We start from the raw sequence: 23,792 nt of genomic DNA on the forward strand, positions 1-23,792 counted from the left end.
TGAACGCCTTTGTCAAATAAAATTTTCGGTAAAAATTCCTGTTACCAAGAAGGTCTAATTCCTGGTGCATTTGGGAATGAAAGACTTTTATAGTATTCTAAATCACCTACAGGTTGCTCAATATTGTTTGGAAATGGTAAATGAGAGATTGATTGAAAATAAAGCAAACAGCTATTTCTCCACCATTCGGCCTCTTCAACCTGAATCGCCAAAAGTTGTTCTACATGATGAAACCGTTCTGGATCAATCTCTCCTTCTAGGCTTGCCCAAGTCTTTTCCATTTCCCTTGCTTTTTTAACCCCTGAGTCGTAATGATTTGCTATTCCTTCCCAGAGAGTCATTCCATTTTTCAGTTTAAAATCCCAAGGCAAATGATGAAACCATAGCAAGAATTTTTCAGGAATCTCATTCGGATCAGACCAATTATGAGTTATTTCTGGTGCATATTGAGCAAGAGCATTACTTCCAGTGGAGGTTCTATCGAATCCTATTCCCAAGCTATCCGCTCGGTGGTAATAAAGGGAAGTCCAATCTGCTCTTCCGCCTGTAACCCAAGGCCCCGGGCCGTAATGATGGCTTCTACCCATAATATGATGCAAGCCCAATGGAGTCATATAGTCTACTGCAGCTTCGTGTGATTCTAGCATAATTTTTTCCACTTTTGTAAGAACATCAGGGTTGTCTCCAAAAGTTAATTTAATCCATTCCTCCGCTATTGTTTTAGAATCCAATTCCGGATTCCATGCCAGTTTCCCGAATGCATACCAATTGGCTTGGCCAAACAAATGCCCTGTCCAGTTTCTGTCAGTACCGATATTAGAGACTCCCGCGATTAAGGTTTTATGATTTTTATTGATTGGAGTTTCAATAACTGAGGCAACGGTAGCGTTTTGATTAGGCTGGTATGTTTTACTTTTTAAAACTTCTTCCCACATAGGAGCAAGAAATACCAGCTGGGTGGCCTGTCCCAAATATTCTTGGGTGATCTGGAATTCCATTCCCAGTTGGGTGTTATTGACTGCTCCGAATAATGGATGAAATGGCTCGCGGGGCTGAAAGTCAATCGCTCCGTTTTTCACCTGGATAATGACATTTTCCTTGAACTTACTATCCAAGGGTTCGAATTCCAGATTGGCTTGCTTATGACGATCTTCATCTACCTCATGGGAATACACAAAGGCTCTCCAAATTAGAAGGCCGCCATGTGGAGCAAGTGCATCAGCGAGCATATTGGCTCCTTCAGCATGGTTTCTTCCGTACTCATGTGGCCCTGGCTGTCCCTCCGAATTCGCTTTAACAAGGAAGCCACCAAAATCAGGAATATAAGAATACATTTCATCGGTCTTTTCTTTCCAGAATTTAATTACATCTGGATCTAAAGGATCAGCTGTTTTCAAGCCTCCAATTTGGATCGGAGCAGAGAATCGAGCTGTTAAGAAAACTTTGATTCCATAGGGTCTAAATAAATCTGCCAAGACCTTTGCTTTCTTCATGAAATCCGTAGTCAGAATCAACGCATTTGCATTGACATTCGTGAGGGAAACAGCATTGATTCCTAGTGAAGCATTAGCTCTGGCATAGTCAATATATCGAGGATCCACGTAGCCGGGAAGCTTATGCCAATCCCATATTGAGAAACCGGCATACCCTCTTTCAACAGTCCGATCTAAGTTGTCCCAATGATTTAACATACGGACTTTAACTTTCGGACTATCAGTTATTTTTATTGATTTATTAAAAGTTTTGGTTTGGATAGAATTTAGCAAATTATATACTCCATATAATACGCCTACTGGTTTATTTCCTATAATCGCATAATAGGTTTTTCCTTCAAAATCCAATGGTCCTCTCCAATAACCATCCTGACCAAGATTACTGATTTCGCCTTGCTGTGTAAGTGATAATACTTGTGAAAGTTGATCTCGTGTCCCCATCCAAATCTTAGAATTGCTAAGTCTTTCGTTGGTATAGACTGGTGCTTGATTTAGCATCTTATCTGAGGCTAAATCCAATTCATTTTTTATTGCCTGATAGGTAGGGTTTTCTCCAAAAAAATATATCCCATCCATCAAGGTTTTGAATTGTGATTTTAATTCAGGATTTTGAATAGGCCTGTAATCCAGCCAGAGGTTATATCCATCATTTGCAGAAACACTGAAGAATAGGCTGATACTAATAAATATTGAAAGGAGGGTAGCTTTTAGCATTGCTTTGGGTTTAGATTTAAAAATTCAAAAAATATCCTCTAAAAACAACATCAAATCTTTTGAAAGGTTAAAAGAGTTCATTCCATTATTGTGACAATCTTTGTCAAGATCGATTTTAATGTAGGTTTAAACTAACTCCCTTCCTTATATTAGAATCTTTCATTTTTATTATGGATAAAAAACCATTTATTATTTATAAATCTTCAGCGGGATCGGGGAAGACTTACACGCTGACCCTGGAGTACCTCAAACTTGCTTTGCAAAACCCTTACGTCTTTAGGCATATTCTTGCAGTGACTTTTACAAATAAAGCCACCCAAGAAATGAAGGAAAGGATTTTGGAAGAATTAAAAAGACTTCGAATTCAGGTGAATCCAGGTGAAAAAATGGATTTGGAACTAATGAATTCATTGAATGTGGATGAGTCTGGTTTAATGGTTTTGGCCCAACAAACGCTGACCGCAATTCTTCATGACTATAGTAGGTTTTCGGTGAGTACGATTGATAGTTTTTTTCAGAAAGTTGTTCGGGCTTTTGCAAGGGAAATAGACCTGAATGCCAAGTTTGATGTGGAAATGGATCAGGATGCAGTGTTGGAGCGGGTGGTGGATCGAGTGGTTATGTTGGTCATGGAAGATAAATTCTTGCATAAATGGCTTGTAGATTATGCATATGAGCAGATCCAAAATGGAAAGTCCTGGGACATACGCAGAAACATTCGAGGCCTTGGCAAACAGATTTTTCAAGAGGATTTTAAGAAATATGCTCCTGAAGTCAAGGAGTTTTTGAAGGACAAAGAAAATATAACCTTACTTCAGTCTTTTGCTAGAGAGCGGAAGAATGAGATTGTCACTCTTTCAAAAGAACTTGGAAAACAAGCTGAATTGATACGAATATCAAATGGCTTGGAGTGGAAGGATTTTAATAGGGGTTTTATAAAAATACTGGAAAAACTAGGAGATCGAATCAATCCATTACCGGATTTGACGGACGCGACTTTAGCTAAAATAGATAATCCTGAAAGCTGGCATACCAAGTCAAGTAAAAAGATTGATGCGATTCTAGCATCCTATGATCAAGGGTTGAATCAAATTTTACATCAGATTGTAGCCTTGACTTCAAAATGGAATACGCTTCAGGCAATAGCAAAAAACAGCTATGTCTATGGGGTTTTCAGAAATCTGTTGGATGAACTTACACTCATCAAAGACGAGGAAAATATTCTTTTGATTTCGGATGCAAACGAATTTCTAAAAGAAATTACCAAAGGAAATGATACTCCTTTCATCTATGAAAAAGTGGGGAATCAGTATAAAAACTATTTGATTGACGAATTTCAGGATACTTCAGGGTTCCAATGGGATAGTTTTAGGCCTTTGTTGGAAAATTCCCTTGGAAGTGGACAGACAAATTTGTTGGTTGGTGATGTGAAGCAGTCTATCTACCGTTGGCGTGGAGGTGAGATGAAATTATTGCTTTCACAGGTCGAAGATGATATTGGGAAGGAAATCATTCAACTTGAAAACCTCGATACAAATTTCCGTAGCCTCCCAAATATCATCAATTTCAACAATGCTGTTTTTAAGGCTTTGCCAAAGGCCATGGAGCATGTTTTAAGTTCCAGTTATGGAGTTGAGAATCCTCAGATTTTATCAAAGGCATATTCAGACTCCTTTCAGAAAATCTCTCCAAAAAAGGAAACGTCCGACTTCAAAGGAAAAGTTAAACTTGAATTCATAGATCCTAAAGATGAAGAAGGAAATTTCGAGGAGTTAGCCTTGTCCAAACTACCTTCACTGGTTATGGAGTTGCAAGATCATGGATATGCGCCAGAGGATATTGCTTTTCTAGTCAGAAGAAAATCAGAAGGTGAGGCGATTGCAGATTGTTTGATGAGTTATGCAGCTGAAAATTCAGACACTAGCTATAGTTTCGATGTGCTTTCGGACGAATCCATGTTTTTGAACAAAGCAGCCTCGGTGAAAGCCTTGATTTCTGGCTTCAATTACCTGCACAATCCAGCAGATAAAGTTCAGTATAAAACCATGTGGTATTATCTGGCTGTTCTGATGAATAAGCCCATTGATCATGATCTTTTTGCATTGGATAAAATGCCATCCTTTTTGGAAAAGCAAGTAATGGCTTTCAAAGAAAAGGAGGTTTTATTGCTTCAGTTACCGCTGATGGAGGCTTTGGAGGAGTTGATTCAGATTCTTGGTCTAATGGAATTGGAGCTTGAGAAAGCTTATATCTCTGGATTCAAGGAAGCCGTTTATGACTTTACATCCAATAACCGTGCAGACCTGAGTAGTTTCCTAGATTGGTGGGAAATCAATCAAAACAAGCGCACCGTCAAAATTCCGGAAGGGCATAATGCAATGCGAATTCTGACAATTCACAAATCTAAAGGTTTGCAATTTAAAGTGGTGGTGATTCCATTTCTCAAATGGACCATCTTTGATACGACCAAAGACAATGTGGTTTGGTCTCCATTTGAAGACCATGAAAAGGGTCTTTCAGCTATTATCCCTTTGACCTTGAATGGAAATTTGGCTGATTCTGATTTTAGAGAAACTTATGCGGAGGAAGCTACAATGGCATATTTGGATAGTTTGAATATGCTTTATGTAGCACTGACACGAGCTGAGGATGTTTTTTATGGATATGTGCCTTTTAAGGAAAATATCGGCTCACAAAATTACATTGATGTTCAATTGCAACAGCTAGTCCAATCTCAACCTAATTCAGATGAGAGCTTAAGCCTAACATCTTTTTTTGACCTAGAGTCAAAAATATTTGAAATTGGAGATTGGCCTGATAGTCAGGTGAAAGCTATTTATCCCAAAAAATCTCCTGAACTTCGCTGGGCTTATAAAAACTGGTCTGAACTTCTGAGGCTGAAGAAGTATGCTGTCGATTTTTCTGAGGAGGGAATAGAGCAGCGGAAGAAGCAGAATTTTGGATTGATCGTGCATGAGATCCTGGAGCTATCTGTAAATAAAGATGCTGCGATGCAGAATTTACAGGCATTTTATTTTGAAGGAAGATTAAACGAAGTAGAAAAGCAACTTGTGGAAAGTCAACTCGAAAAGCTTTTTAAGGACTCGCTCTTTGCTTCTTGGTTTGGGAAGTCAGGTATTCTTTTGGCTGAGCAGGGTATCCTTCTTCCTGGTGGAAAGCAGAAAAGGCCTGATCGAATTATAATGAAAGATAAGGAAGCAATGATTGTGGATTTTAAGACTGGTGAGGCCCATAGCCGCTATGCAGATCAAGTTAGAGAATATATGGGATTGGTTTCCAAATTAGCCCAAAAGCCAGTTAAAGGTTATCTATGTTATTTAGAAACGGGGCTTATAGAAGAAGTTTATGCATAGTTTTTTAAGAAATACGGCAAAAGAAATTCTCGAAAGTGGAGTTGATCTTCAAAAGCTTACTGTGGTTTTGCCAAATAGGAGAGCAGGATTGTTTTTTACAAAGCATTTGGGAACTCTGATCAGTGAACCTACCTGGATGCCAGAAGTAAAAACTATTGAGGAGATTTTCTATGATTTGGCTGGAAATAGACCTGCTGATGATCTAACCTTGATTTTTGAATTATATAGGGTCTATCAAGATCTAAATCCAGAAGCGGAGACCTTCGATCGATTTTATTTTTGGGGAGAAATGATCCTGAAGGATTTTAATGATGTGGATCAGTTCATGGCAAATCCTGAAAAGCTTTATCACCATTTGTCTGAAATCAAAGCGTTTGAGTCAGATTTAAGTTTTTTGAATGAAAGTCAAGTTGATTTGATTAAGCAATTTTGGTCCTCTTTTCAGCGTCAGGATAGAGATCATCAGGAAAAGTTTTTAAAGTTCTGGCAATTGTTAAGCCCACTTTATTCTAGTTTTCAGTCATCTTTGGCAGTATCTGGCTTGGCTTATTCAGGTATGCTGTATCGAAAAGTTGCGGAATCATTAAAATCTATTTCCCGACCGGAAAAAGTTCATCATTTCATTGGCTTTAATGCTTTTACAGGAACAGAAGAGGCACTGATCAAACATTATATCACAGAATTCAAAGCAAAAATCTACTGGGATATAGATTCTTATTATTTGGATGATAAAGTTCAGGAGGCTGGCTTGTTTTTTCGCGAGTATCAAAAAGACAAAGTCTTTGGTCCAACATTTCCTAAACATATTCCAACTCAGATAGAGGATAGAAAGGCAGCAATTAAAACTTATGCCACACCCCTAAAAGTAAATCAGGCCAATTTGGTGGGATCGATTTTAGAAAAAATCCCGGCTGATGAATCTTGGGAGGAGACTGTGGTGATTTTGCCAGATGAGCAAATGCTTTTCCCTGTACTTCATACGCTTCCGGATCAGGTAGATAAAGTGAATGTAACCATGGGGTATCCTGTGAAAAATGCTCCTGTTTATTCCTTTTTAGAAGCCGTTCTGGAAATGCAGCGATTTATCAAAGTGGAAGATGGAAAGCTTTTATTTTACCATGTTGCCGTTAAAAATTTACTTAGCTCGATTTACCTAAAAAGTGAAAACCCTGAGTTTACTGAAAAGCTCCTAGAAGAAATGCAGCTTTTGAATCAGATACAGGTTTCTGCAGAAAAGCTTCATTTAGGTGGAGAATTATACCAGTTGATCTTCCAAAAGTTGGAAAATGACTCTCTGTTTCCTTACCTAGCTAATTTAATAGAAGCTTTAGCGGAACGATTGGAAGATGAACCTTTGCAGCGTTCCTACCTTTACCAATGTTTCAAGCAATTAACGCGATTGCGGGATGTTTTTGCAGATCAGGAAATCCTTTCCATCAATCGAGAGTTTTTTATTCGCCTTTTTCGTCAAATTTTTCGGGAAGTTAAATTGCCTTTTGAAGGAGAACCGCTTCAAGGGTTGCAGATCATGGGTGTGCTGGAATCCCGAAATCTAGACTTCAAGCGTGTGATTATTTGCAATATGAATGAGGATAGTTTTCCGCCTTCTACGGGTTTGAATTCAATGATCCCGTTTAATATCCGAAAAGCATTTGGTTTGCCAGTTCAGGAGCAAAATGATTCGATCTATGCCTATACTTTCTATAGACTATTACATAGTGCTGAAGAAGTCCATATGATTTACACCACAGCTTCTGACCAAGGTAAAGCTGGAGAAAAGAGTAGATATTTACAGCAAATGGCTGTTGAACTCGGAAGAGAAATTGGAGAGGAAGTGGTTTTTATTCCAATTGATCAGAAATCTCCAGAAGCAATAACCATACACAAGAACTCTGAAGTTTTGAGTTTGCTTGATAGGTATCTGATCAATGAGAATGGTAAATCGCAAACTTCTTTTTCACCTTCTGCACTCAGCGTCTTTCTGGACTGTAAGTTGAAATTTTACCTACAATATCTCGCAAACATTCAGGAAAAACAGGAAGTGAGTGAAGAGATCGATGCAGCTGTATTTGGAAATCTGGCTCACCTGAGCATGGAAATTCTATACCAGGATTGGGCAAACCGAAAGAAAAGAAATGTGCTGGAGAAGTTTGATTTTGAGGATATAAGGAAGAATTGGGTGTTTCCGGCAATAGAAAAAGCCATTCGTAAGTTTTACCATTTGGAAGGGGAGGCGGATACAAAGCTGAATGGGCAAATGGCGATAGCTAGAGATGTGCTTCAGAAATATCTGCATCAGATTTTGAAAATCGATGAAGCTGATGCTCCATTTAAATTGATTTCTTTGGAGAAAGAGAAAAAGTATATGGCAGGTTTCAAGATCAACACCCTAAAAGGAGAGCAAATGGTTTCACTTAGGGGTATTATCGATAGGGTAGATGAGCATAATGGTTCGGTGAGGTTGATTGATTACAAATCTGGGCAGGATAATAAGACTTTTCCCGATGTAGCGTCTCTTTTTGATCGGGAACACAAGTCTCGGAATAAAGCTGCCATGCAAACGATGTTTTATGGATTAATATATCAGGCAACTAATCCTGAAAATACACTTCCCCTCAAACCTGCTATTTTCAATTTGAGAGAAATGTTTGGAGATGAATTCAACCCGTACTTGCAATTGAAATTGCCATATAAATCAGGAGTTGAAGTTGAGGATTATAGAAAATTCGAGGAACAGTATAGAGCTGGTTTGAAATCACTTTTGGAAGATATATATAATCCAGATGTTCCTTTTGACCAAACTGAGGATCTGAAGAAATGTGAATATTGTACTTATAAGGAGATTTGTGGTCGTTAAAAAAACGAGGAAAGACTTGAGGAAATAGCTTTTTCCATTAAATGATTTCCTTTGCCACCTTGGAATGCATTTCATTCATCATCATTAAAGCTGCAGATCCATACCATTCTTTCAGGTCCATTTTTAAAACTCCAGCTTGAATAGAAGGGTCGGATTCAGTTAAGGCTTTTGCTTCCTCAATACTTTCTACCGCAAAGAAATAAAGACCTCTCAGTTCATCATTTCCAAAAAATGGGCCAGCCATTACCAATTTCCCTTCTTGAGCCATTCGATTGATATTGGCAAGATGGCTTTCTTGGAGCTTTGATCTTTCTGCTTCTGAGTAATCTGCAACTTTATCACCCCGATATAGGAATGCAATTACATATTTTTTCATTCCATACTGATCGGCTCCGACTTCTTCGGCCAACTTTGGATCATATTCTGATTGCGCGAATGAGAATTGTGTGGTGATAAAAATCAGCGAAAAGAGAACAAGAAGATTTTTCATAGAAATATGAGGTTAATAAATCAAGATAGAGCTTACCTTTTTGATTTGATTCTCAATTTTAAGGATTGAGTCTTTATATAAGTTTCGGATTTTAAATGCGGATATGCAAATTCCATCAAGCATTCAAAGGGGAGGAGGGATTTGCTATTAAGAAATCAGTTTATAGGAAGAGATTGGGTTTACTTTTTGAATAGTTTCCTTGAAAACCTAAAGATCGGATAAGCTTCTAAAAAGATAGCTTTTCGAATAGCACATAATTTTAAAAGATAAGATGTAGTAAATTATTATAGACATGTCTAGGGCATTGGAGATAAACAGCAACTCCAAATAAAGTGCAAAAGCAGTGGCAAATGAAACCTCAGGATTGGGATAACTTTACTCCTTTCGGGAATAACCCATATTACCAGAAGTTCACCTAAAAACGGTGATCAAACTTTTATTTTTCTGGGTTATATTTTATCAGTTGTATTCTGATTTGATTACCAATTTAATCCATGAAAACAAGGCGATATATAGCAAGAAAAATCAATAAAAATTTAAAGTATTTTGAGCTAAACTGGTCTTTTACAGAATCAAAAAATGTTTGATTTAAACTCTCTATTCCAGACTCTATTTTGTATCCTATTTTTCGAAAGATCGATCACCTCAAGAATGATTAAATTTCATCGTAGTTGAACCAAGTTGAGAAAGTAAATTTTTTGGAAAAAAAACCTAAGACCAATATTTGAAATCTATACATTCTCTTATTTACACCCAAATATGTTATTGCTTTAATCATGTTGATTGAACTTATATTTTGGATAGGGTAGGGAGCAAATACAATTGATTTTAATATCTGCAATTGACATTTGAGATATCTGAATTCTGGATATAAATCGAGATAGAAATTTTTAAAATCAGGCTCTTTACATTAAGATTTTATATTATTTTTTCGAACTTGAGCATCAAAAGGGAATTTGAAGTTGGAATGATATCTGCTTACAATTCTATTATAATTTGTAATTTTTACCCCTAATTAAAACTTTATTTGAATTAAACTAAATAACTGATTAATAATTTTTTAAGTACAGTTTAGTCTTGGCAAAATTTGATACAACTAAAAAAATTAGGCTAGACTAAAAAAAGAAATTCGAGTATTTTTAATTCAAAACCTCTTTTTTAACTCCCTTTTTCAAAATTCTAAATTTCTAAGTTTTAATAATTAGAATGTTGTTTTAATAAAATTGGAATTGCTCTAGATTTATTGATCTTTGAAAAGAAGTTTATAAGTATCTTTTTCTTAATTATGGTTTATGTCGCAATCTATGAGTAAGCGAATTATATCAATTGATGATGATAAGATTCAACATTTCTTGATCAAGAAAAGAATTCAATTTGTCGACCCTTCTACTGAAATTTTTTCTTTTGAAAACCCAGAAAGTGCATTAGAATGGTTAGTTGAAAATCCATCTGATTTGATCTTTATGGATTTGAATTTTCCTGAAATTTCCGGATGGGATTTGATAGTGAAAATAGGTGAAATTTCTAATTCTCCAGTTGTTATTTTAACAGGAAATATTGGACATGAGGAAATTGAAAAAATGAAAGCTTTCCCTCAAGCGATTCGGCTTATTGAGAAACCAATTTCAAATGAAAATTTAATTGAGATTTTTCAATTTTTGAATTTTTAAAAATGCTAAAACTATAGTTTATTTAGGTGGATCTTGATGTCAAAATATTAAGATCAAAGTCTTAAAAATCCCTATTAATTTTTTGGCAAAGAATTTGAATTATTCTTTTGAGTTAATGTTTTTTCTTTTTGAGATTGATATTGATCCTCAAAAAATCAAACCGTAATTAATAATTTCTAACTATTTTATTTTAGACCTTTTTAAAAATTCGCATTAGGTTTGTTGAATAGTTGAATTGAATGATTTTACCTTTCAAAAGTATTAATATCCATTTTGGCATTATTAGTAAAAAGCCTTTGGAGATTTTTACTTATTTTCAAGCGTTTAAATTAACCTATGGCTGAAGAAGCAGACAGAAAGCCTTTGCTTTCTAAAAAAATAGATAAATTTTTTACAGGTTTAGCAAGTGCCTGGAGTTTTGTGAGCCGGTTCTTTAAGGAAGTATTTCTACCTCCTTATGAGCTGAAGGAAGTTGTGCACCAATGTTATCGTATTGGAGTTGAATCGTTGCCCCTGATTTCTCTTACTGGTTTTATTGTAGGAATAGTGTTTACAAATCAGTCAAGACCATCACTCTCGGAATTTGGTGCAACTTCATGGTTGCCGTCTTTAATTTCAATTGCCGTTGTGCGTGCTATGGGGCCCTTGGTAACTGCACTGATTGCAGCAGGTAAAATGGGGTCTAGTATAGGTGCCGAAATAGGTTCAATGAAAGTGACTGAGCAAATCGATGCAATGGAGGTATCAGCCACTAATCCATTTAAATTCCTAGTTGTAACCAGAGTATTGGCAACAACTTTTATGATACCTATTTTGGTGATGTATACAGATTTTGTGGCTTTAATGGGATCATTCCTGAGCGTGAACGCAAATGAAATGGTCAGTTTAACCACGTTTTTTGTTCAGGTTTTTGAATCTATAAGCTTCTTGGATATCAGTTCTTCTGTTTTGAAATCACTGCTGTTTGGTTTTACTATTGGAATAGTAGGATGTTATAAAGGTTATAATTCTTCCAAAGGAACAGAAGGAGTGGGACGAGCTGCGAATTCTGCAGTTGTAATGGCCATGTTTTTGATATTTATCGAAGAGCTGCTTGTTCTTCAAATTGTGAACGCAATCCGAATGATGTAAACCATGGAAGAAAAAGTAGTTGAAATACAAGGTTTAAAAAAGTCCTTTGGAGATTTAGACGTTCTAAAAGGAGTAGATCTGGATTTACATAAAGGTGAAAACCTTGTTGTTCTAGGCAAATCTGGCTCTGGAAAATCCGTCTTGATCAAGATTATGGTAGGATTGCTAAAGCAGGATGAAGGGTCTATGCGAGTGCTCGGTCAGGAAGTATCAACTTTAAAAACGAGAGAATTGAACGAGCTGAGGCTCAAAATAGGTTTTTCCTTCCAAAATTCTGCCCTATACGATAGTATGACAGTGAGGGAAAACATGGAATTTCCCCTTGTGAGAAATATCAAGAATCTTACAAGAGGAGAAATATCCAGAAAAATTGAAGAATTATTAGATAGTGTTGGGCTTCCTCAATCGATCGATCAGATGCCATCAGAGTTATCCGGTGGTCAGAAAAAAAGAATTGGGGTTGCAAGAACCTTGATCTTAAATCCGGAAATCATGCTTTACGATGAACCTACAGCAGGTCTGGATCCAATCACTTGTATGGATATCAATAATTTAATCCTTCAAGTCAGGGAACAGTATAATACTTCGTCTATTGTCATTACCCATGATCTAACTTGTGCAAAAGTAACGGGAGATCGTCAGGCTGTATTATTGGATGGACAATTTAAAGCCATGGGAAGCTTTGATGAAGTTTTTGCTCATGCAAAAGATGGGCGAGTCAAATCATTTTACGATTATAATTTTATTGATTCATGAAAGGTGAAAATAAACGCAACGTCTTAGTAGGCATTTTTGTATTTATCGGGATTGCCATTTTGGTAGCCGGTATTTTGACCTTAGGTGGCCAGCAAAAGAAATTTGTAAAATCAATCCATTTAAAAGCTGTATTTGATGATATAGGTGGATTGCAGTCAGGGAATAATGTTTGGTTTTCCGGAGTAAAAATCGGAACGGTCAGGAAAATCAATTTTTATGGAGACTCTCAAGTTGAGATTGAAATGAATGTTGAAGAAGAAGTAGTTGAATTTATTCGAAAAGATTCAAAAGCGACCATTAGTTCTGATGGTTTGATAGGTAACAAAATCATCCTCATTTACGGTGGTACAACGATGGCACCTCCTGTAGAAAATGGAGATAGATTAGAATCTGTGATGCCATTAGATACTGATCAGATGATGGAAACGCTTCAGGTCAACAATGAAAATCTTGTAGAAATTACGAACGATTTGAAAGTACTTACGAGTAAATTAGCTTCTGGAGAAGGTATTGTTGGAGCTGTTATGACTGATTCGACCTTAGCACAAAATTTCAAAGCGATCATCAGTGATTTGAGTCGTGCTTCTGCAAATAGCAATAAAATGATCGCTGAACTTAACACTTTCACTTCCAAATTGAATCAAGAAGGAAACTTATTCAATGAATTGGTGTCTGATACAACAATGGCTTCAGAAATGAGAGCGACAATAGGAAGTTTGAAAGCAGCAGCAGAAAACTCTGAAAAGATGTCTGAAGAATTGACTTCACTCACAGAGAAGTTTAATTCGCCAGATAACTCATTTGGAGTCTTGTTAAACGATGAAGAATTTGCAAAAAATCTCAAGCAGACGATGATTAACACAGATTCCGCGACCTACAATTTAAATCGTGGATTGGAGGCTTTGGAGTATACATGGCCATTTAAGAAGGGATTTAAGCGAAAAGCTAAGGCGGAAGAAGAAGCCGCAAAGAATAATTGAAAAATAAAAGGTCCTTATGGGCCTTTTTTATTTTTCTTTATTTTCCCTTTTACCATTTTCTCTTCAGCTTCTTTTTTGTCATCACCACTAGCACTTAACTTTTCAACAGTTTTTTCGGATTTCAATGAGGCTTTTATACAAATGGGAAAATGATCTGATCCTATACCAGACATGACTTTTAGTTCACCCAAACCAAAGTGCTTACTCAAAAATATATGATCTAGAGGCCATCTCATCAATGGGATTTTAGCGTGAAAAGTACTAAAAAACCCTCTTCCTCTCCGAGGATCTGCCATACCTGATATTTTAAGAAATAATTTGGTGGTATAACTCCAAGCGACATCATTTAGATCCCCGATGACCATAGACGGTTTTGGATTGTTTTTAGCTTTTTTTCCTACTATTAATATTTCGGCATCTCTTTCTGAACTTTTCAGATTCTCTGTTGGTACTGGAGGGGTGGGATGAATAGCGTATATAGTTATTACCTTTCCATTTCTGAGTTTTACCTCCAGTTCAATTGAAGGAACATCGTCATCGATCAAATATTCTATTTTGGAATTGATAATCTCAAGTTTACAATAAAGTGCCATTCCATAGGTATTATCCTTTGGAATTAAAATCCTATTAGGATAATTTTCTTCAATTGAACATATCCCTTCAACCCAGTTTTTATCTGTTTCTACTAGGAAAACTAGATCTGGGCTGATCCGATTGATTAGCGATACTACCTTGTAATAGGATTTATTTGACTGAAGTACATTTCCAACTAAAACATGAATTCCATTATTTTTTTCGAATGGAACTGAGTCAATCATTTTTTTTCCAATCGAAGTGAATGTCTTTACTTTGAAAAACAAGTGCAAGGCTGCAGGAGATAATACCACCAACCAAATCCATTTTTCAATTGGGTTTTGATCAAAGTCTATCTTTATCCATATGATTCCACATAGGAGTATTAATACTAACTTTTGAAGTTGGGGGTAATCAAAGATTCTTATCCACCAATAATCCCACTTGATAAAGGGAATCAACGTAGCAATTATTAAAAAGGCACTAAAAATTCGTAGACTATAAATAGGCATACACTTTGAAATTTAAAAGAGTAATATATCCAAGAATCTATAAAAAATGACCCAATTCTCATTCAATTCTAAAATACAACGATGTTTTAGGAATTGTCTAACAAATAATTTGGTTAAATTTTAGTAGGCTTTTCATTTAAACAAAATCATTTTTATCATGAACCAAGATACATTTCATATTAAGTCAACTTTAAAAACTGAATCTGGAAGCTATGAATATTGGAGTTTGGATAAGCTTCAGCAAGCTGGACATTCCATCAAGAAATTACCATTTTCGATTCGGATTTTATTAGAAAATGCACTTCGGAATTTTGATGGTTTTTCAATTACTAAAGATCATTTAAATACACTTTTAAATTGGAAGCCTGAGGCTTCGGATCTCGACATTCCTTTTAAACCCGCTAGAGTATTAATGCAGGATTTTACTGGTGTACCTGCCGTAGTTGATATTGCATCATTACGGTCTGAAGCAAAAAGAAAAGGTAAAAATCCAGAGAAGATTAACCCATTGATTCCAGTAGACCTCGTGATTGATCACTCTGTTCAAGTAGATTATTTTGGCACCAATTATAGTTATCAAAGAAATGTGGAAGTTGAATATGAGCGAAATGCAGAACGCTATCAATTTTTAAAATGGGCTCAAAAGTCCTTTAATAATTTTTCTGTTGTTCCACCAGGAATGGGGATTTGCCACCAGGTAAACCTTGAATACTTAGCGCAGGGCGTGATTTTGAGAGATGGGAAGGTTTTTCCAGACACCTTAGTAGGAACAGATTCTCATACACCAATGGTCAATGGAATTGGCGTTGTAGGATGGGGAGTAGGAGGGATTGAGGCAGAAGCTGCTTTACTTGGTCAGCCTATATTTTTCATTATGCCTGAGGTAGTTGGATTGAAATTAACTGGGAAACTTCCTGCTGGAACCACTGCTACAGATATGGTTTTGACCATTACAGAGCTCCTTAGAAAGCATGGGGTAGTAGGAAAGTTTGTTGAAGTCTACGGACCGGGGCTCGATAATTTATCAGTTCCTGATAGAGCTACTATTTCCAATATGTCTCCAGAGTTTGGCTGTACAGTTTCCTATTTCCCTATCGATGATAGGACATTGGACTACATGACAAAAACCAACCGAAGTAAAGAACAGATTAAGTTGGTAGAAGATTATTGCAAGGCAAATTTATTATGGAGAAAAGATGAGGATTTAATTGAATACTCTTCAGTAGTTGAATTGGATTTGGGAACTGTGGAGGCAACTGTCTCCGGCCCTAAAAGACCTCAGGATAAAATCCTAGTCAAGAACTTTAAATCAAAATTTGAAGAATTGTTAGACTCTGTCCATGGCCGTCAATACATTCCAATTGAAAATCGAGAAGAAGGTCGTATGCTGGCAGAGGGTGGTGCCCAATCCTCAAAAAAAGTAAAAGATTCCCCACAGGACGTTGCTTACAAAACGGAAGTGACGAATGGGTTGAAATCAGTTACCATTGATTTAAACTATGAAAAATTTACACTTTATGATGGATCTATTGTAATAGCAGCCATTACTTCTTGTACGAATACTTCCAATCCTGCTGTGATGTTAGGAGCAGGGCTGGTCGCTAAAAAAGCAATAGAAAAAGGATTGGATGTGAAACCGTGGGTAAAAACATCATTGGCACCAGGATCCAAAGTAGTTACTGATTACTTGAGTAAAGCAGGTTTGCTGGATGAACTTGAAGCATTGAAATTCCATACTGTTGGCTATGGATGTACCTCCTGTATTGGTAATTCTGGACCCTTACCAGTCCATATAGCAAAAGCAGTAGAAGAGAATGATATGGTTGTCGCCTCTGTGTTATCTGGAAATAGAAACTTTGAAGCAAGGGTTCATCCACAAGTTAAAATGAATTATTTAATGTCCCCCATGCTAGTTGTGGTTTATGCACTGGCTGGCAGAGTGGATATGGATCTTTATAATGAGCCAATCGGTTTTGACCCGAATCAAGAACCAGTTTATTTAAAAGATATATGGCCTACTACTGATGAAATCGATGAGATTTCCAGGAAAGTTCTGAGCCCGGATGACTATGCAAAAAATTATGGAGAGATTTTCGAGGGAAATGAAATCTGGAAAAATTTAGAATCTGGTGAAGGAGCTATATATCCTTGGGATGAAAAAAGTACTTATATCAAAGAAGCACCTTTCTTTAAAGGTATTTCCATGAATCTTGAAAGACCCAAGGATATTTTAGATGCAAGAGTTTTGCTTAAACTGGGAGATTCTATTACCACAGACCATATTTCTCCTGCAGGTTCATTTAAGCAGGATTCCCCAGCAGGTAAATACTTGGTTGGAAGAGGTGTTCAAAGACCAGACTTTAATTCATATGGTTCCAGAAGAGGTAATGATGAGGTAATGGTTCGTGGAACTTTTGCTAATGTTCGGATTAAAAATCAGCTCTCTACCCAAGAAGGAGGATTTACAAAATACATTCCAGAGGATAAGGAAATGTCGGTTTTTGAAGCATCTGAGAAATATCAAGCTTCTAATACGCCATTGATCGTATTAGCTGGAAAGGAATATGGATCCGGATCATCGCGTGATTGGGCTGCAAAAGGAACTAATTTATTGGGTATTAAAGCCGTAATAGCTGAAAGCTATGAGCGAATCCACAGAAGTAACTTGGTTGGTATGGGGGTAATGCCACTTCAGTTTAATGCAGGAGAAAGTTCAGAAAGTCTTGGATTATCTGGTTTTGAGTCATTTAGCATTCAGGGAATAGAATATGGATTAAAACCAGGCCAAAGTTTTGAGGTAAAGGCTGTAGATAAGGAGGGGAATAAAAAAGAATTTACTGTGAAATCCAGATTGGATTCAGAGGTAGAAATTGCCTATTATCAACATGGAGGAATTCTGAACTATGTATTAAGAGATTTTTTGAAAGATTAACCAATTGATTCAAAAAAAATAACCCGTCTTCTCTGACGGGTTATTTTTTTAGCTTAATTTAAATCGAATTGGTATATACAACCAAGGTTCCACCGGGTTTCCTTCCAAATCTCTTCCGTGCAAAAACCTACCTTTTTAAGACCCCGCGACTCGAATACTTTCTATTTCTTCTTGATTAAACTACCCCTCTTCAATAAAAGAAAACCTAGAAATTCTCACCAATTGATTTGATGGCGCAAATATTCGTTCTAGGGTAATGCTATTTGCATCTTTGTTAGTAACTCTTTTGAAATGAATGCCAAAAAACTAACTAATGATGAAATTAAATTACCGGTAGAAATAAAATCCAACGGGTAGATAGAGCCAGGCCTTAACAGTCTCCCCATTATAGTTTATTGCCGGATTATATTGACCTCGAAATAATTCACCTACCCTGAGCGCTTCCTCTGTTAATATTCCAGGAAAGTCATTGATGTTGGCAACTTCTGTTTTTACTCTCTGTCCATTTTCATCGATCAAAAATGCGAGAATCACCGTTCCTTCCATTCCTTGTTTTTGAGCTTCAGAGAGAAACCGTAATTCTTTTAAAACAAATTTTTTCCAATCCTTGTCATTTGGAAACAAGGAAGGTTCGAAGTCATTTTTATTCGATTTATAACGGTTTGCTGCTGACTTTCTCCATATTTCATAAACATTGTTTCCTCTATTGATTACGTGACCTACTTGTATCCCATTTTCATAGTAGAAAGTCAGTTTTCTTGAATTTGACTTGCTTCCTTCTGTCCTTAAAATAAGGTTTCCGTCAAGATCAAATACTTTCACAACCTCTTCAAGTTCTCCGTTTTGTTTATTTATTCTGGTTTGAATTGTTTTGACGACCCTGTTTTGTAAATCGCTTATCTGAGTAAAGGTCGAACCATCTTCGTTAGTGTTCCTTAGTTGAGTATATTTGGTTTTTGGATCAGAAATGGACAAAGTCTGAAAAAAATGCTCATTTAATGGCGTGATTTCAAAGTCTTGGGCAATACTTTGAAAGGATACAAAAAACCCAGAAAGGATTAGAAAAACTTTTCCTAATTGAATTCTTTGCTCATTTAAATACGATTTTATCATTTTGATTAAATCTATAGAAATTCTATTTTTTTTCTAGACTCCAAATTTATTCAAGAGAAGTCTATTGGTTTAATCTTTTTAAATTGAATTGATTAGAAAATTGAAATTTCTGAGGTAAAAATTGAAGTACAAAAACGCTTTTATCCCCCAAGATAAGTCTTAATTTTGCCATTCACATTTGTACTTTTATCCATATAATGAAATCTATTAATCCTACTACCACCCCAGCTTGGTCAAGATTAAAACAACTCGCGGAAGACCATAAAGACCTCAAAATAGTATCACTTTTAGGAGAGAATGAGCGATTTGAGCGATTTAGCTTACAATTAGAAGATATCTTAGTCGATTTTTCGAAGAATAAAGTCAACGATGACATTTTAAAAGCACTTTGTGATTTGGCAAGAGAGACTGAATTACATATTGCTATTGAGGACATGTTTACTGGTAAACCTATTAATAAGACTGAAGATCGAGCTGTTCTTCATACTGCGTTGAGAAATAAATCTGATCATGCTGTTTTTGTAAATGGAGAAAATGTGATGCCTGAGATTCAGAAAGTATTGGATCAAATGAAGGTGTTTTCTGATAAGGTTCAAAATGGAAAATGGCTTGGGTATACCGGAAAGCCTATCAAATCATTAGTAAATATAGGAATCGGTGGTTCAGATCTTGGTCCTGTGATGGTTACTGAGGCTTTGAAACCTTACCAAAATCCAGATTTGAGCTGCTATTTTGTTTCCAATGTGGATGGAACTCATATAGCAGAAACATTAAAGAAGGTGGATCCGGAGACGACGCTTTTCTTTATAGCATCTAAAACTTTTACAACTCAAGAAACAATGACCAACGCCCATACAGCGAGGGATTGGTTTTTGGAATATGCTAAAGACGAAATGGCTGTTGCAAAGCATTTCGTTGCACTTTCGACAAATGCAAAAGCAGTTAAAGCTTTCGGAATAGATCCCCAAAATATGTTTGCCTTTTGGAATTGGGTTGGAGGAAGATATTCACTTTGGTCTGCTATTGGACTTTCGATTGCTTGTACCGTAGGGTTTGAAAATTTTGAGCAAATGCTTTATGGAGCACATGCTATGGATAATCATTTCAGACATTCCATGTTTGACCGAAATATTCCAGTAATTCTTGCCTTAATAGGTATTTGGAACACAAACTTTCTTGGAGCTTCTTCAGAAGCAATTTTACCATATGATCAATACATGCATCGTTTTGCGGCATATTTCCAACAAGGTAATATGGAAAGCAATGGGAAATATATAAATAGACAAGGAGAGAAGGTAAACTATACCACAGGCCCAATTATATGGGGAGAACCCGGAACCAACGGACAACACGCTTTTTATCAATTGATTCATCAAGGAACACATTTAATTCCATGTGATTTTATTGCGCCTGCTATTTCTCATAATCCAATCGGTGATCATCATCAGAAATTACTTTCAAATTTCTTCGCACAGACTGAAGCCCTAATGAAAGGTAAAACTTTGGAAGAAGTTAAATCAGAAATGACAAAAGCTGGAAAGTCGGAGAAAGAAATCGAAAAAGTTGCTCCACATAAAGTTTTTGAAGGAAATAAGCCAACGAATTCTATTCTAGTAAAGAAAATTACGCCTTACACTTTGGGTCAGCTGATAGCGATGTATGAACATAAAATATTCGTTCAAGGAGTGATTTGGGATATCTTTAGCTTTGATCAATGGGGTGTGGAGCTTGGAAAGGTTTTAGCAAATGGAATTTTGCCAGAACTTAAAGGAGATGAGAAAGTAACTTCCCATGACGATTCCACCAATGGATTGATAAATGCTTATAAAAAAATGAGATAATTAGCCTCAGGTAATAAACAGAGCCCATTTTCAGATTTCTGAAAGTGGGCTTTTTGTTTATTGTTTTAAAATTTTTAAACCAACAGCTTCAATACCTTGTAGTTGGTTCTCTCTCATGTACTGAAGTATTATAACTGATTTGGCCCCTTCTTTAAATTGGAAAGGAAGGGAGTCATAAAATGTATAGGTATTCCCAAATCCATCTCCCATTGGTTCTCCTGTTTTTGAATCGAATAAGGGGATATTTACTAATTTATTTTCCAAAACAGTCCCTAAGGAATCTTTACTTAAAATTCTGACATAGCAATTTGAAAAAGCGTATTCTTCATTGAACCTAATTGCAATTAAACTAGTATGACCAGAAGGATTTATTTTTCCTAAATCAAATTGAAGACTATCTTCTATCCCCCAGCTCTGAGAGATAATTGGTTTAAATTCTTCGAAAATCCGATCTTGCGAACAAGAGGACAGAATCATCACCAAAAGGCAATAAAGGAAAACAAAAAATCTATTCATTTTCAGGTGAATTAGGATTTGGTCCTTGGTTTTTTCTAGGAGGAAATTTTCTCTTTCCAGCTGGTTTTCTCTCCTTATTTTTGACTTGATCCATTTTCTTTGATTCACCAGCTACTGGTTTTGCTTCAGCAGTTGGCTTTGGGTTTGGCTTTTTATCCCCCTGTCTTTTAGGAGGATTTGTTCCTTGGATAGGAGGCCCTCCTTTTTGATTTCTATTTCTATTCCTGTTTTTGTTTCTATTTTTTTTGCTTCTTGAATCATTACCTTGATTTTGTGAAGCTTTCGGTTGCTTGTTATCCTGTCCCTGTGTAGGATTTATATTTTGATTAGAATTAGATTCAGAGGCTTTCTGAGGTACGTTTTCGGATTTCGGGCCTCTATTTTTATTTCTTGATTTTCTTTTCTTTTTATTAGGGGTATTGGAAGAAAACTTTTTGTCTAGAAGTTCTAATTCCCGAGTTGACTTAGCAGCAAGATCCTCAATATCAGAGGCTTCATTTACCTGGAGATTAAATACTTTCTTGCCTTTTTGGTTTATTTCAAGGATTTCTTTTACCCTCTCACAGGTGATACTGTGCCAATCATTTTCATTATTGTAGCTAAACCACATCATCTTTCTAAAGATGTCGGTCTTTTGAAGTTTGGCTGGACCTGACTCTGTCATAAGCGGTCTTTCAATCTGAGGGATATCCTTTATGGCATCCATATAGGTATCTAACTCGTAATTGAGGCAGCATTTCAGTCTTCCGCATTGGCCGCTTAGTTTTCCTGGATTAAGAGAAAGGTTTTGATATCTGGCAGCAGAAGTACTTACATTCTTGAAATCTACCAACCAGGTGGAGCAGCATAGTTCTCTGCCGCAAACTCCTAAACCACCAATTCTTCCTGCTTCTTGCCGAAGGCTAATTTGCCTCATTTCAACGCGAATTCTGAATTCACCGGCAAGGACTTTAATCAATTCTCTGAAATCAACGCGTTCATCAGCGGAATAATAAAAAGTAGCTTTTGAATTATCAGCCTGATATTCTATATCAGACATTTTCATTTTTAGTCCAAGTTCGTCTACTATCTGCTTACATCGATATAGGGTAGGAATTTCCCTATTTTTAGCTTCAGTCCACTTTTCAATATCTTTTTCTGTTGCTATTCTATAAATTCTGAGAATCTCATCATCATTTTTTATTTTTCGCTTTTGCATTTGAAGTCGCACAAGCTCTCCCTGAAGTGAAACATATCCAATGTGATGACCGCTTGGGACGTCGACTACTACAGGATCGCCAGTAGTAAGTGATAAAAAATCCACATTTCGGTAGTAATCTTTTCTTCCTCCTTTGAACTTTACTTCTACAATATCAAACGTATCGACCTCAGGAATCCCCATGTGGCTAAGCCAGTCAAAGGAATTCATTTTATTGCAATCGCTCGTCCCACAACTACCATTGTTTTGGCAGCCACCGGATCCTCCAGAAGAGGTGGAGCAAGTTGTACATCCACTCATAAGTATATAGTTACAGGACCGTAATCCTGGATAAAATTGGGTTTACTTCATTAATTTTAAGATATCTTGACCGATATCTTTTCTGTAATATGATTTTTCCCAGTGAATTTTTTGAACTGTAGAAAAAGCATTCTTTAGGGCATTTTCAAGGGTTTTCCCCAACCCGGTGCATGCTAACACTCTTCCTCCTTGATTAATTAATTCTCCCTTTTCATTGGTGGAAGTACCCGCATGAAAAACAATAGTATTTTCAGTTAAGCTAGGTAAAGTGATAGGGAAGCCTTTTTGATAGGCTTCTGGATAACCACCACTTACCATTACTACTGTAGTAGCATATTCAGGTGAGATTTCAAGATTATAATTTTCTAGAGTACCTGTTCCAATTCCTTCCAGTAATTCCACAAAATCACTGGTGATTCTTGGTAAAACAGCTTCTGTTTCCGGGTCACCCATTCTTACATTATATTCGATAACGTAGGGCTGGCCATTATTATTCATAAGACCTATGAAAAGGAATCCTTTATATGGAATATTTTCTTTAGCTAACCCTTCGACAGTTGGTTTTACTACCAACTCCTCAACCTTATTCATATAAGCATTATCAGCAAAAATAACAGGACTAACAGCTCCCATTCCTCCGGTATTCAAACCAGTATCTCCTTCGCCGATCCTTTTATAGTCCTTTGCTTCTGGAAGGATTTTATAGTTTTTCCCATCTGTGGCAACAAAAACTGAAAGCTCAATACCGTGAAGAAATTCCTCTACTACAACTTTAGCAGAAGCCTCTCCAAATTTTTGATCCAACAGCATTTCCTTGAAAGAGTCTTTTGCTTCTTTCAAAGATTGGCAAATTAATACGCCTTTTCCTGCAGCAAGTCCATCAGCTTTTAAAACAATTGGTAATTTTTGGGTTTCCAAATAAGCGAGTCCTGCCTCAATTTCATTTGCGGTAAAGGTTTCATATGCAGCTGTTGGTACATTATTCCTCTGCATGAATCTTTTGGAAAAATCTTTACTTCCCTCCAGTGTTGCCCCTAATTGAGATGGGCCAACTACCGGAATGTTTGATGTTTGATCATCTTTAAGCAGGAAATCGACTATGCCTTTTACCAATGGTTCTTCAGGGCCAACTACCACCAAATCAATAGCATGATCTAGGATAAAATTCTTTATCCCCTCAAAATCTGTAATTGAAAGCTGAATGTTTTTTGCAATACTTGCCGTTCCCGCGTTTCCCGGTGCGACGTATAGTTGTGAGCATTTAGGACTTTGTACTATTTTCCAGGCGAAGGCATGCTCTCTGCCTCCACTTCCTAATAAGAGTATATTCATTGACTCAATT

15 protein-coding genes are annotated in these 23,792 nt (G+C 36.5%); 8 read left to right on the plus strand and 7 right to left on the minus strand.

Features of this window, described 5'->3' with window-relative positions:
• Positions 1 to 41: 41 nt before the first annotated feature.
• The gene (locus AAGF08_RS02945; protein WP_343509455.1) at positions 42 to 2,207 is read right to left on the minus strand and encodes an alpha-glucuronidase family glycosyl hydrolase; all 2,166 of its coding nucleotides are present in this window, start codon (positions 2,205 to 2,207) and stop codon (positions 42 to 44) included.
• A gap of 170 nt (positions 2,208 to 2,377) precedes the next feature.
• On the opposite strand from AAGF08_RS02945, the gene AAGF08_RS02950 reads away from it, so the two are divergent.
• On the plus strand, positions 2,378 to 5,581 hold the full coding sequence (locus tag AAGF08_RS02950) for a UvrD-helicase domain-containing protein (protein WP_343509456.1): 3,204 nt from the start codon (positions 2,378 to 2,380) through the stop codon (positions 5,579 to 5,581).
• Entirely contained in the window at positions 5,574 to 8,438 is a 2,865-nt protein-coding gene (locus AAGF08_RS02955; RefSeq protein ID WP_343509457.1) for a PD-(D/E)XK nuclease family protein, read from the plus strand. Before AAGF08_RS02950 ends, AAGF08_RS02955 begins: the two co-directional genes overlap by 8 nt.
• 37 nt (positions 8,439 to 8,475) lie before the next feature.
• On the opposite strand, the gene AAGF08_RS02960 is transcribed toward AAGF08_RS02955, so the two are convergent.
• Positions 8,476 to 8,928 carry a YciI family protein gene (locus tag AAGF08_RS02960; RefSeq protein ID WP_343509458.1) on the minus strand — a complete coding sequence of 151 codons (453 nt, stop codon included), beginning with the start codon at positions 8,926 to 8,928 and terminating at the stop codon, positions 8,476 to 8,478.
• A gap of 1,304 nt (positions 8,929 to 10,232) precedes the next feature.
• Between AAGF08_RS02960 and AAGF08_RS02965 the strand changes: the two genes are divergently transcribed.
• The 4 genes from AAGF08_RS02965 (at position 10,233) to AAGF08_RS02980 (ending at position 13,465) form a co-directional block, all read left to right on the plus strand.
• A complete protein-coding gene (locus AAGF08_RS02965) occupies positions 10,233 to 10,598 on the plus strand; it encodes a response regulator (RefSeq protein WP_343509459.1) in 366 nt (121 codons plus the stop codon).
• Between the two features lie 336 nt (positions 10,599 to 10,934).
• Complete coding sequence (locus tag AAGF08_RS02970) at positions 10,935 to 11,729, plus strand: ABC transporter permease (RefSeq protein WP_343509461.1); 795 nt, start codon at positions 10,935 to 10,937, stop codon at positions 11,727 to 11,729.
• Between the two features lie 3 nt (positions 11,730 to 11,732).
• On the plus strand, positions 11,733 to 12,485 hold the full coding sequence (locus tag AAGF08_RS02975; protein ID WP_343509462.1) for an ATP-binding cassette domain-containing protein: 753 nt from the start codon (positions 11,733 to 11,735) through the stop codon (positions 12,483 to 12,485).
• A complete protein-coding gene (locus AAGF08_RS02980; protein ID WP_343509463.1) occupies positions 12,482 to 13,465 on the plus strand; it encodes an MlaD family protein in 984 nt (327 codons plus the stop codon). The genes AAGF08_RS02975 and AAGF08_RS02980 overlap by 4 nt, the downstream gene beginning before the upstream one ends.
• 14 nt (positions 13,466 to 13,479) lie before the next feature.
• Here AAGF08_RS02980 and AAGF08_RS02985 read toward each other — a convergent pair whose 3' ends face one another.
• Positions 13,480 to 14,550 (minus strand): endonuclease/exonuclease/phosphatase family protein, encoded by a 1,071-nt coding sequence (locus AAGF08_RS02985; RefSeq protein ID WP_343509464.1) that lies wholly within the window; start codon positions 14,548 to 14,550, stop codon positions 13,480 to 13,482.
• A 157-nt stretch (positions 14,551 to 14,707) separates the two neighbouring features.
• On the opposite strand from AAGF08_RS02985, the gene acnA reads away from it, so the two are divergent.
• The gene (gene acnA / locus AAGF08_RS02990; protein WP_343509465.1) at positions 14,708 to 17,482 is read left to right on the plus strand and encodes an aconitate hydratase AcnA; all 2,775 of its coding nucleotides are present in this window, start codon (positions 14,708 to 14,710) and stop codon (positions 17,480 to 17,482) included.
• A gap of 327 nt (positions 17,483 to 17,809) precedes the next feature.
• Here the strand turns inward: acnA and AAGF08_RS02995 are convergent, their stop codons facing one another.
• Positions 17,810 to 18,595 carry an energy transducer TonB gene (locus AAGF08_RS02995; RefSeq protein ID WP_343509466.1) on the minus strand — a complete coding sequence of 262 codons (786 nt, stop codon included), beginning with the start codon at positions 18,593 to 18,595 and terminating at the stop codon, positions 17,810 to 17,812.
• 197 nt (positions 18,596 to 18,792) lie between these two features.
• On the opposite strand from AAGF08_RS02995, the gene pgi reads away from it, so the two are divergent.
• A complete protein-coding gene (gene pgi / locus AAGF08_RS03000; RefSeq protein WP_343509467.1) occupies positions 18,793 to 20,436 on the plus strand; it encodes a glucose-6-phosphate isomerase in 1,644 nt (547 codons plus the stop codon).
• Positions 20,437 to 20,493: 57 nt separating this feature from the next.
• On the opposite strand, the gene AAGF08_RS03005 is transcribed toward pgi, so the two are convergent.
• The 3 genes from AAGF08_RS03005 to purD form a co-directional block, all read right to left on the minus strand.
• Positions 20,494 to 20,952, minus strand: coding sequence for a gliding motility lipoprotein GldH (locus AAGF08_RS03005; RefSeq protein ID WP_343509468.1), 459 nt, complete (start codon positions 20,950 to 20,952; stop codon positions 20,494 to 20,496).
• A complete protein-coding gene (locus AAGF08_RS03010) occupies positions 20,945 to 22,360 on the minus strand; it encodes a regulatory iron-sulfur-containing complex subunit RicT (protein WP_343509768.1) in 1,416 nt (471 codons plus the stop codon). Before AAGF08_RS03010 ends, AAGF08_RS03005 begins: the two co-directional genes overlap by 8 nt.
• Positions 22,361 to 22,492: 132 nt before the next feature.
• Positions 22,493 to 23,782: a phosphoribosylamine--glycine ligase gene (gene purD, locus AAGF08_RS03015; protein WP_343509469.1), complete on the minus strand. Its 1,290-nt coding sequence runs from the start codon at positions 23,780 to 23,782 to the stop codon at positions 22,493 to 22,495.
• Between the last annotated feature and the right edge of the window lie 10 nt (positions 23,783 to 23,792).

This window comes from Algoriphagus sp. SE2 (genome assembly GCF_039563885.1).
Classification (GTDB): Bacteria; Bacteroidota; Bacteroidia; order Cytophagales; family Cyclobacteriaceae; genus Algoriphagus.

Excerpts from the sequence above, each read along its gene's own strand:
- AAGF08_RS02945 (WP_343509455.1), bottom strand. The coding sequence starts at position 2,207 with ATGCTAAAAGCTACCCTCCTTTCAATATTTATTAGTATCAGCCTATTC.
- AAGF08_RS02950 (WP_343509456.1), top strand. The coding sequence starts at position 2,378 with ATGGATAAAAAACCATTTATTATTTATAAATCTTCAGCGGGATCGGGG.
- AAGF08_RS02955 (WP_343509457.1), top strand. The coding sequence starts at position 5,574 with ATGCATAGTTTTTTAAGAAATACGGCAAAAGAAATTCTCGAAAGTGGA.
- AAGF08_RS02960 (WP_343509458.1), bottom strand. The coding sequence starts at position 8,928 with ATGAAAAATCTTCTTGTTCTCTTTTCGCTGATTTTTATCACCACACAA.
- AAGF08_RS02965 (WP_343509459.1), top strand. The coding sequence starts at position 10,233 with ATGAGTAAGCGAATTATATCAATTGATGATGATAAGATTCAACATTTC.
- AAGF08_RS02970 (WP_343509461.1), top strand. The coding sequence starts at position 10,935 with ATGGCTGAAGAAGCAGACAGAAAGCCTTTGCTTTCTAAAAAAATAGAT.
- AAGF08_RS02975 (WP_343509462.1), top strand. The coding sequence starts at position 11,733 with ATGGAAGAAAAAGTAGTTGAAATACAAGGTTTAAAAAAGTCCTTTGGA.
- AAGF08_RS02980 (WP_343509463.1), top strand. The coding sequence starts at position 12,482 with ATGAAAGGTGAAAATAAACGCAACGTCTTAGTAGGCATTTTTGTATTT.
- AAGF08_RS02985 (WP_343509464.1), bottom strand. The coding sequence starts at position 14,550 with ATGCCTATTTATAGTCTACGAATTTTTAGTGCCTTTTTAATAATTGCT.
- acnA (WP_343509465.1), top strand. The coding sequence starts at position 14,708 with ATGAACCAAGATACATTTCATATTAAGTCAACTTTAAAAACTGAATCT.
- AAGF08_RS02995 (WP_343509466.1), bottom strand. The coding sequence starts at position 18,595 with ATGATAAAATCGTATTTAAATGAGCAAAGAATTCAATTAGGAAAAGTT.
- pgi (WP_343509467.1), top strand. The coding sequence starts at position 18,793 with ATGAAATCTATTAATCCTACTACCACCCCAGCTTGGTCAAGATTAAAA.
- AAGF08_RS03005 (WP_343509468.1), bottom strand. The coding sequence starts at position 20,952 with ATGAATAGATTTTTTGTTTTCCTTTATTGCCTTTTGGTGATGATTCTG.
- AAGF08_RS03010 (WP_343509768.1), bottom strand. The coding sequence starts at position 22,360 with ATGAATTCCTTTGACTGGCTTAGCCACATGGGGATTCCTGAGGTCGAT.
- purD (WP_343509469.1), bottom strand. The coding sequence starts at position 23,782 with ATGAATATACTCTTATTAGGAAGTGGAGGCAGAGAGCATGCCTTCGCC.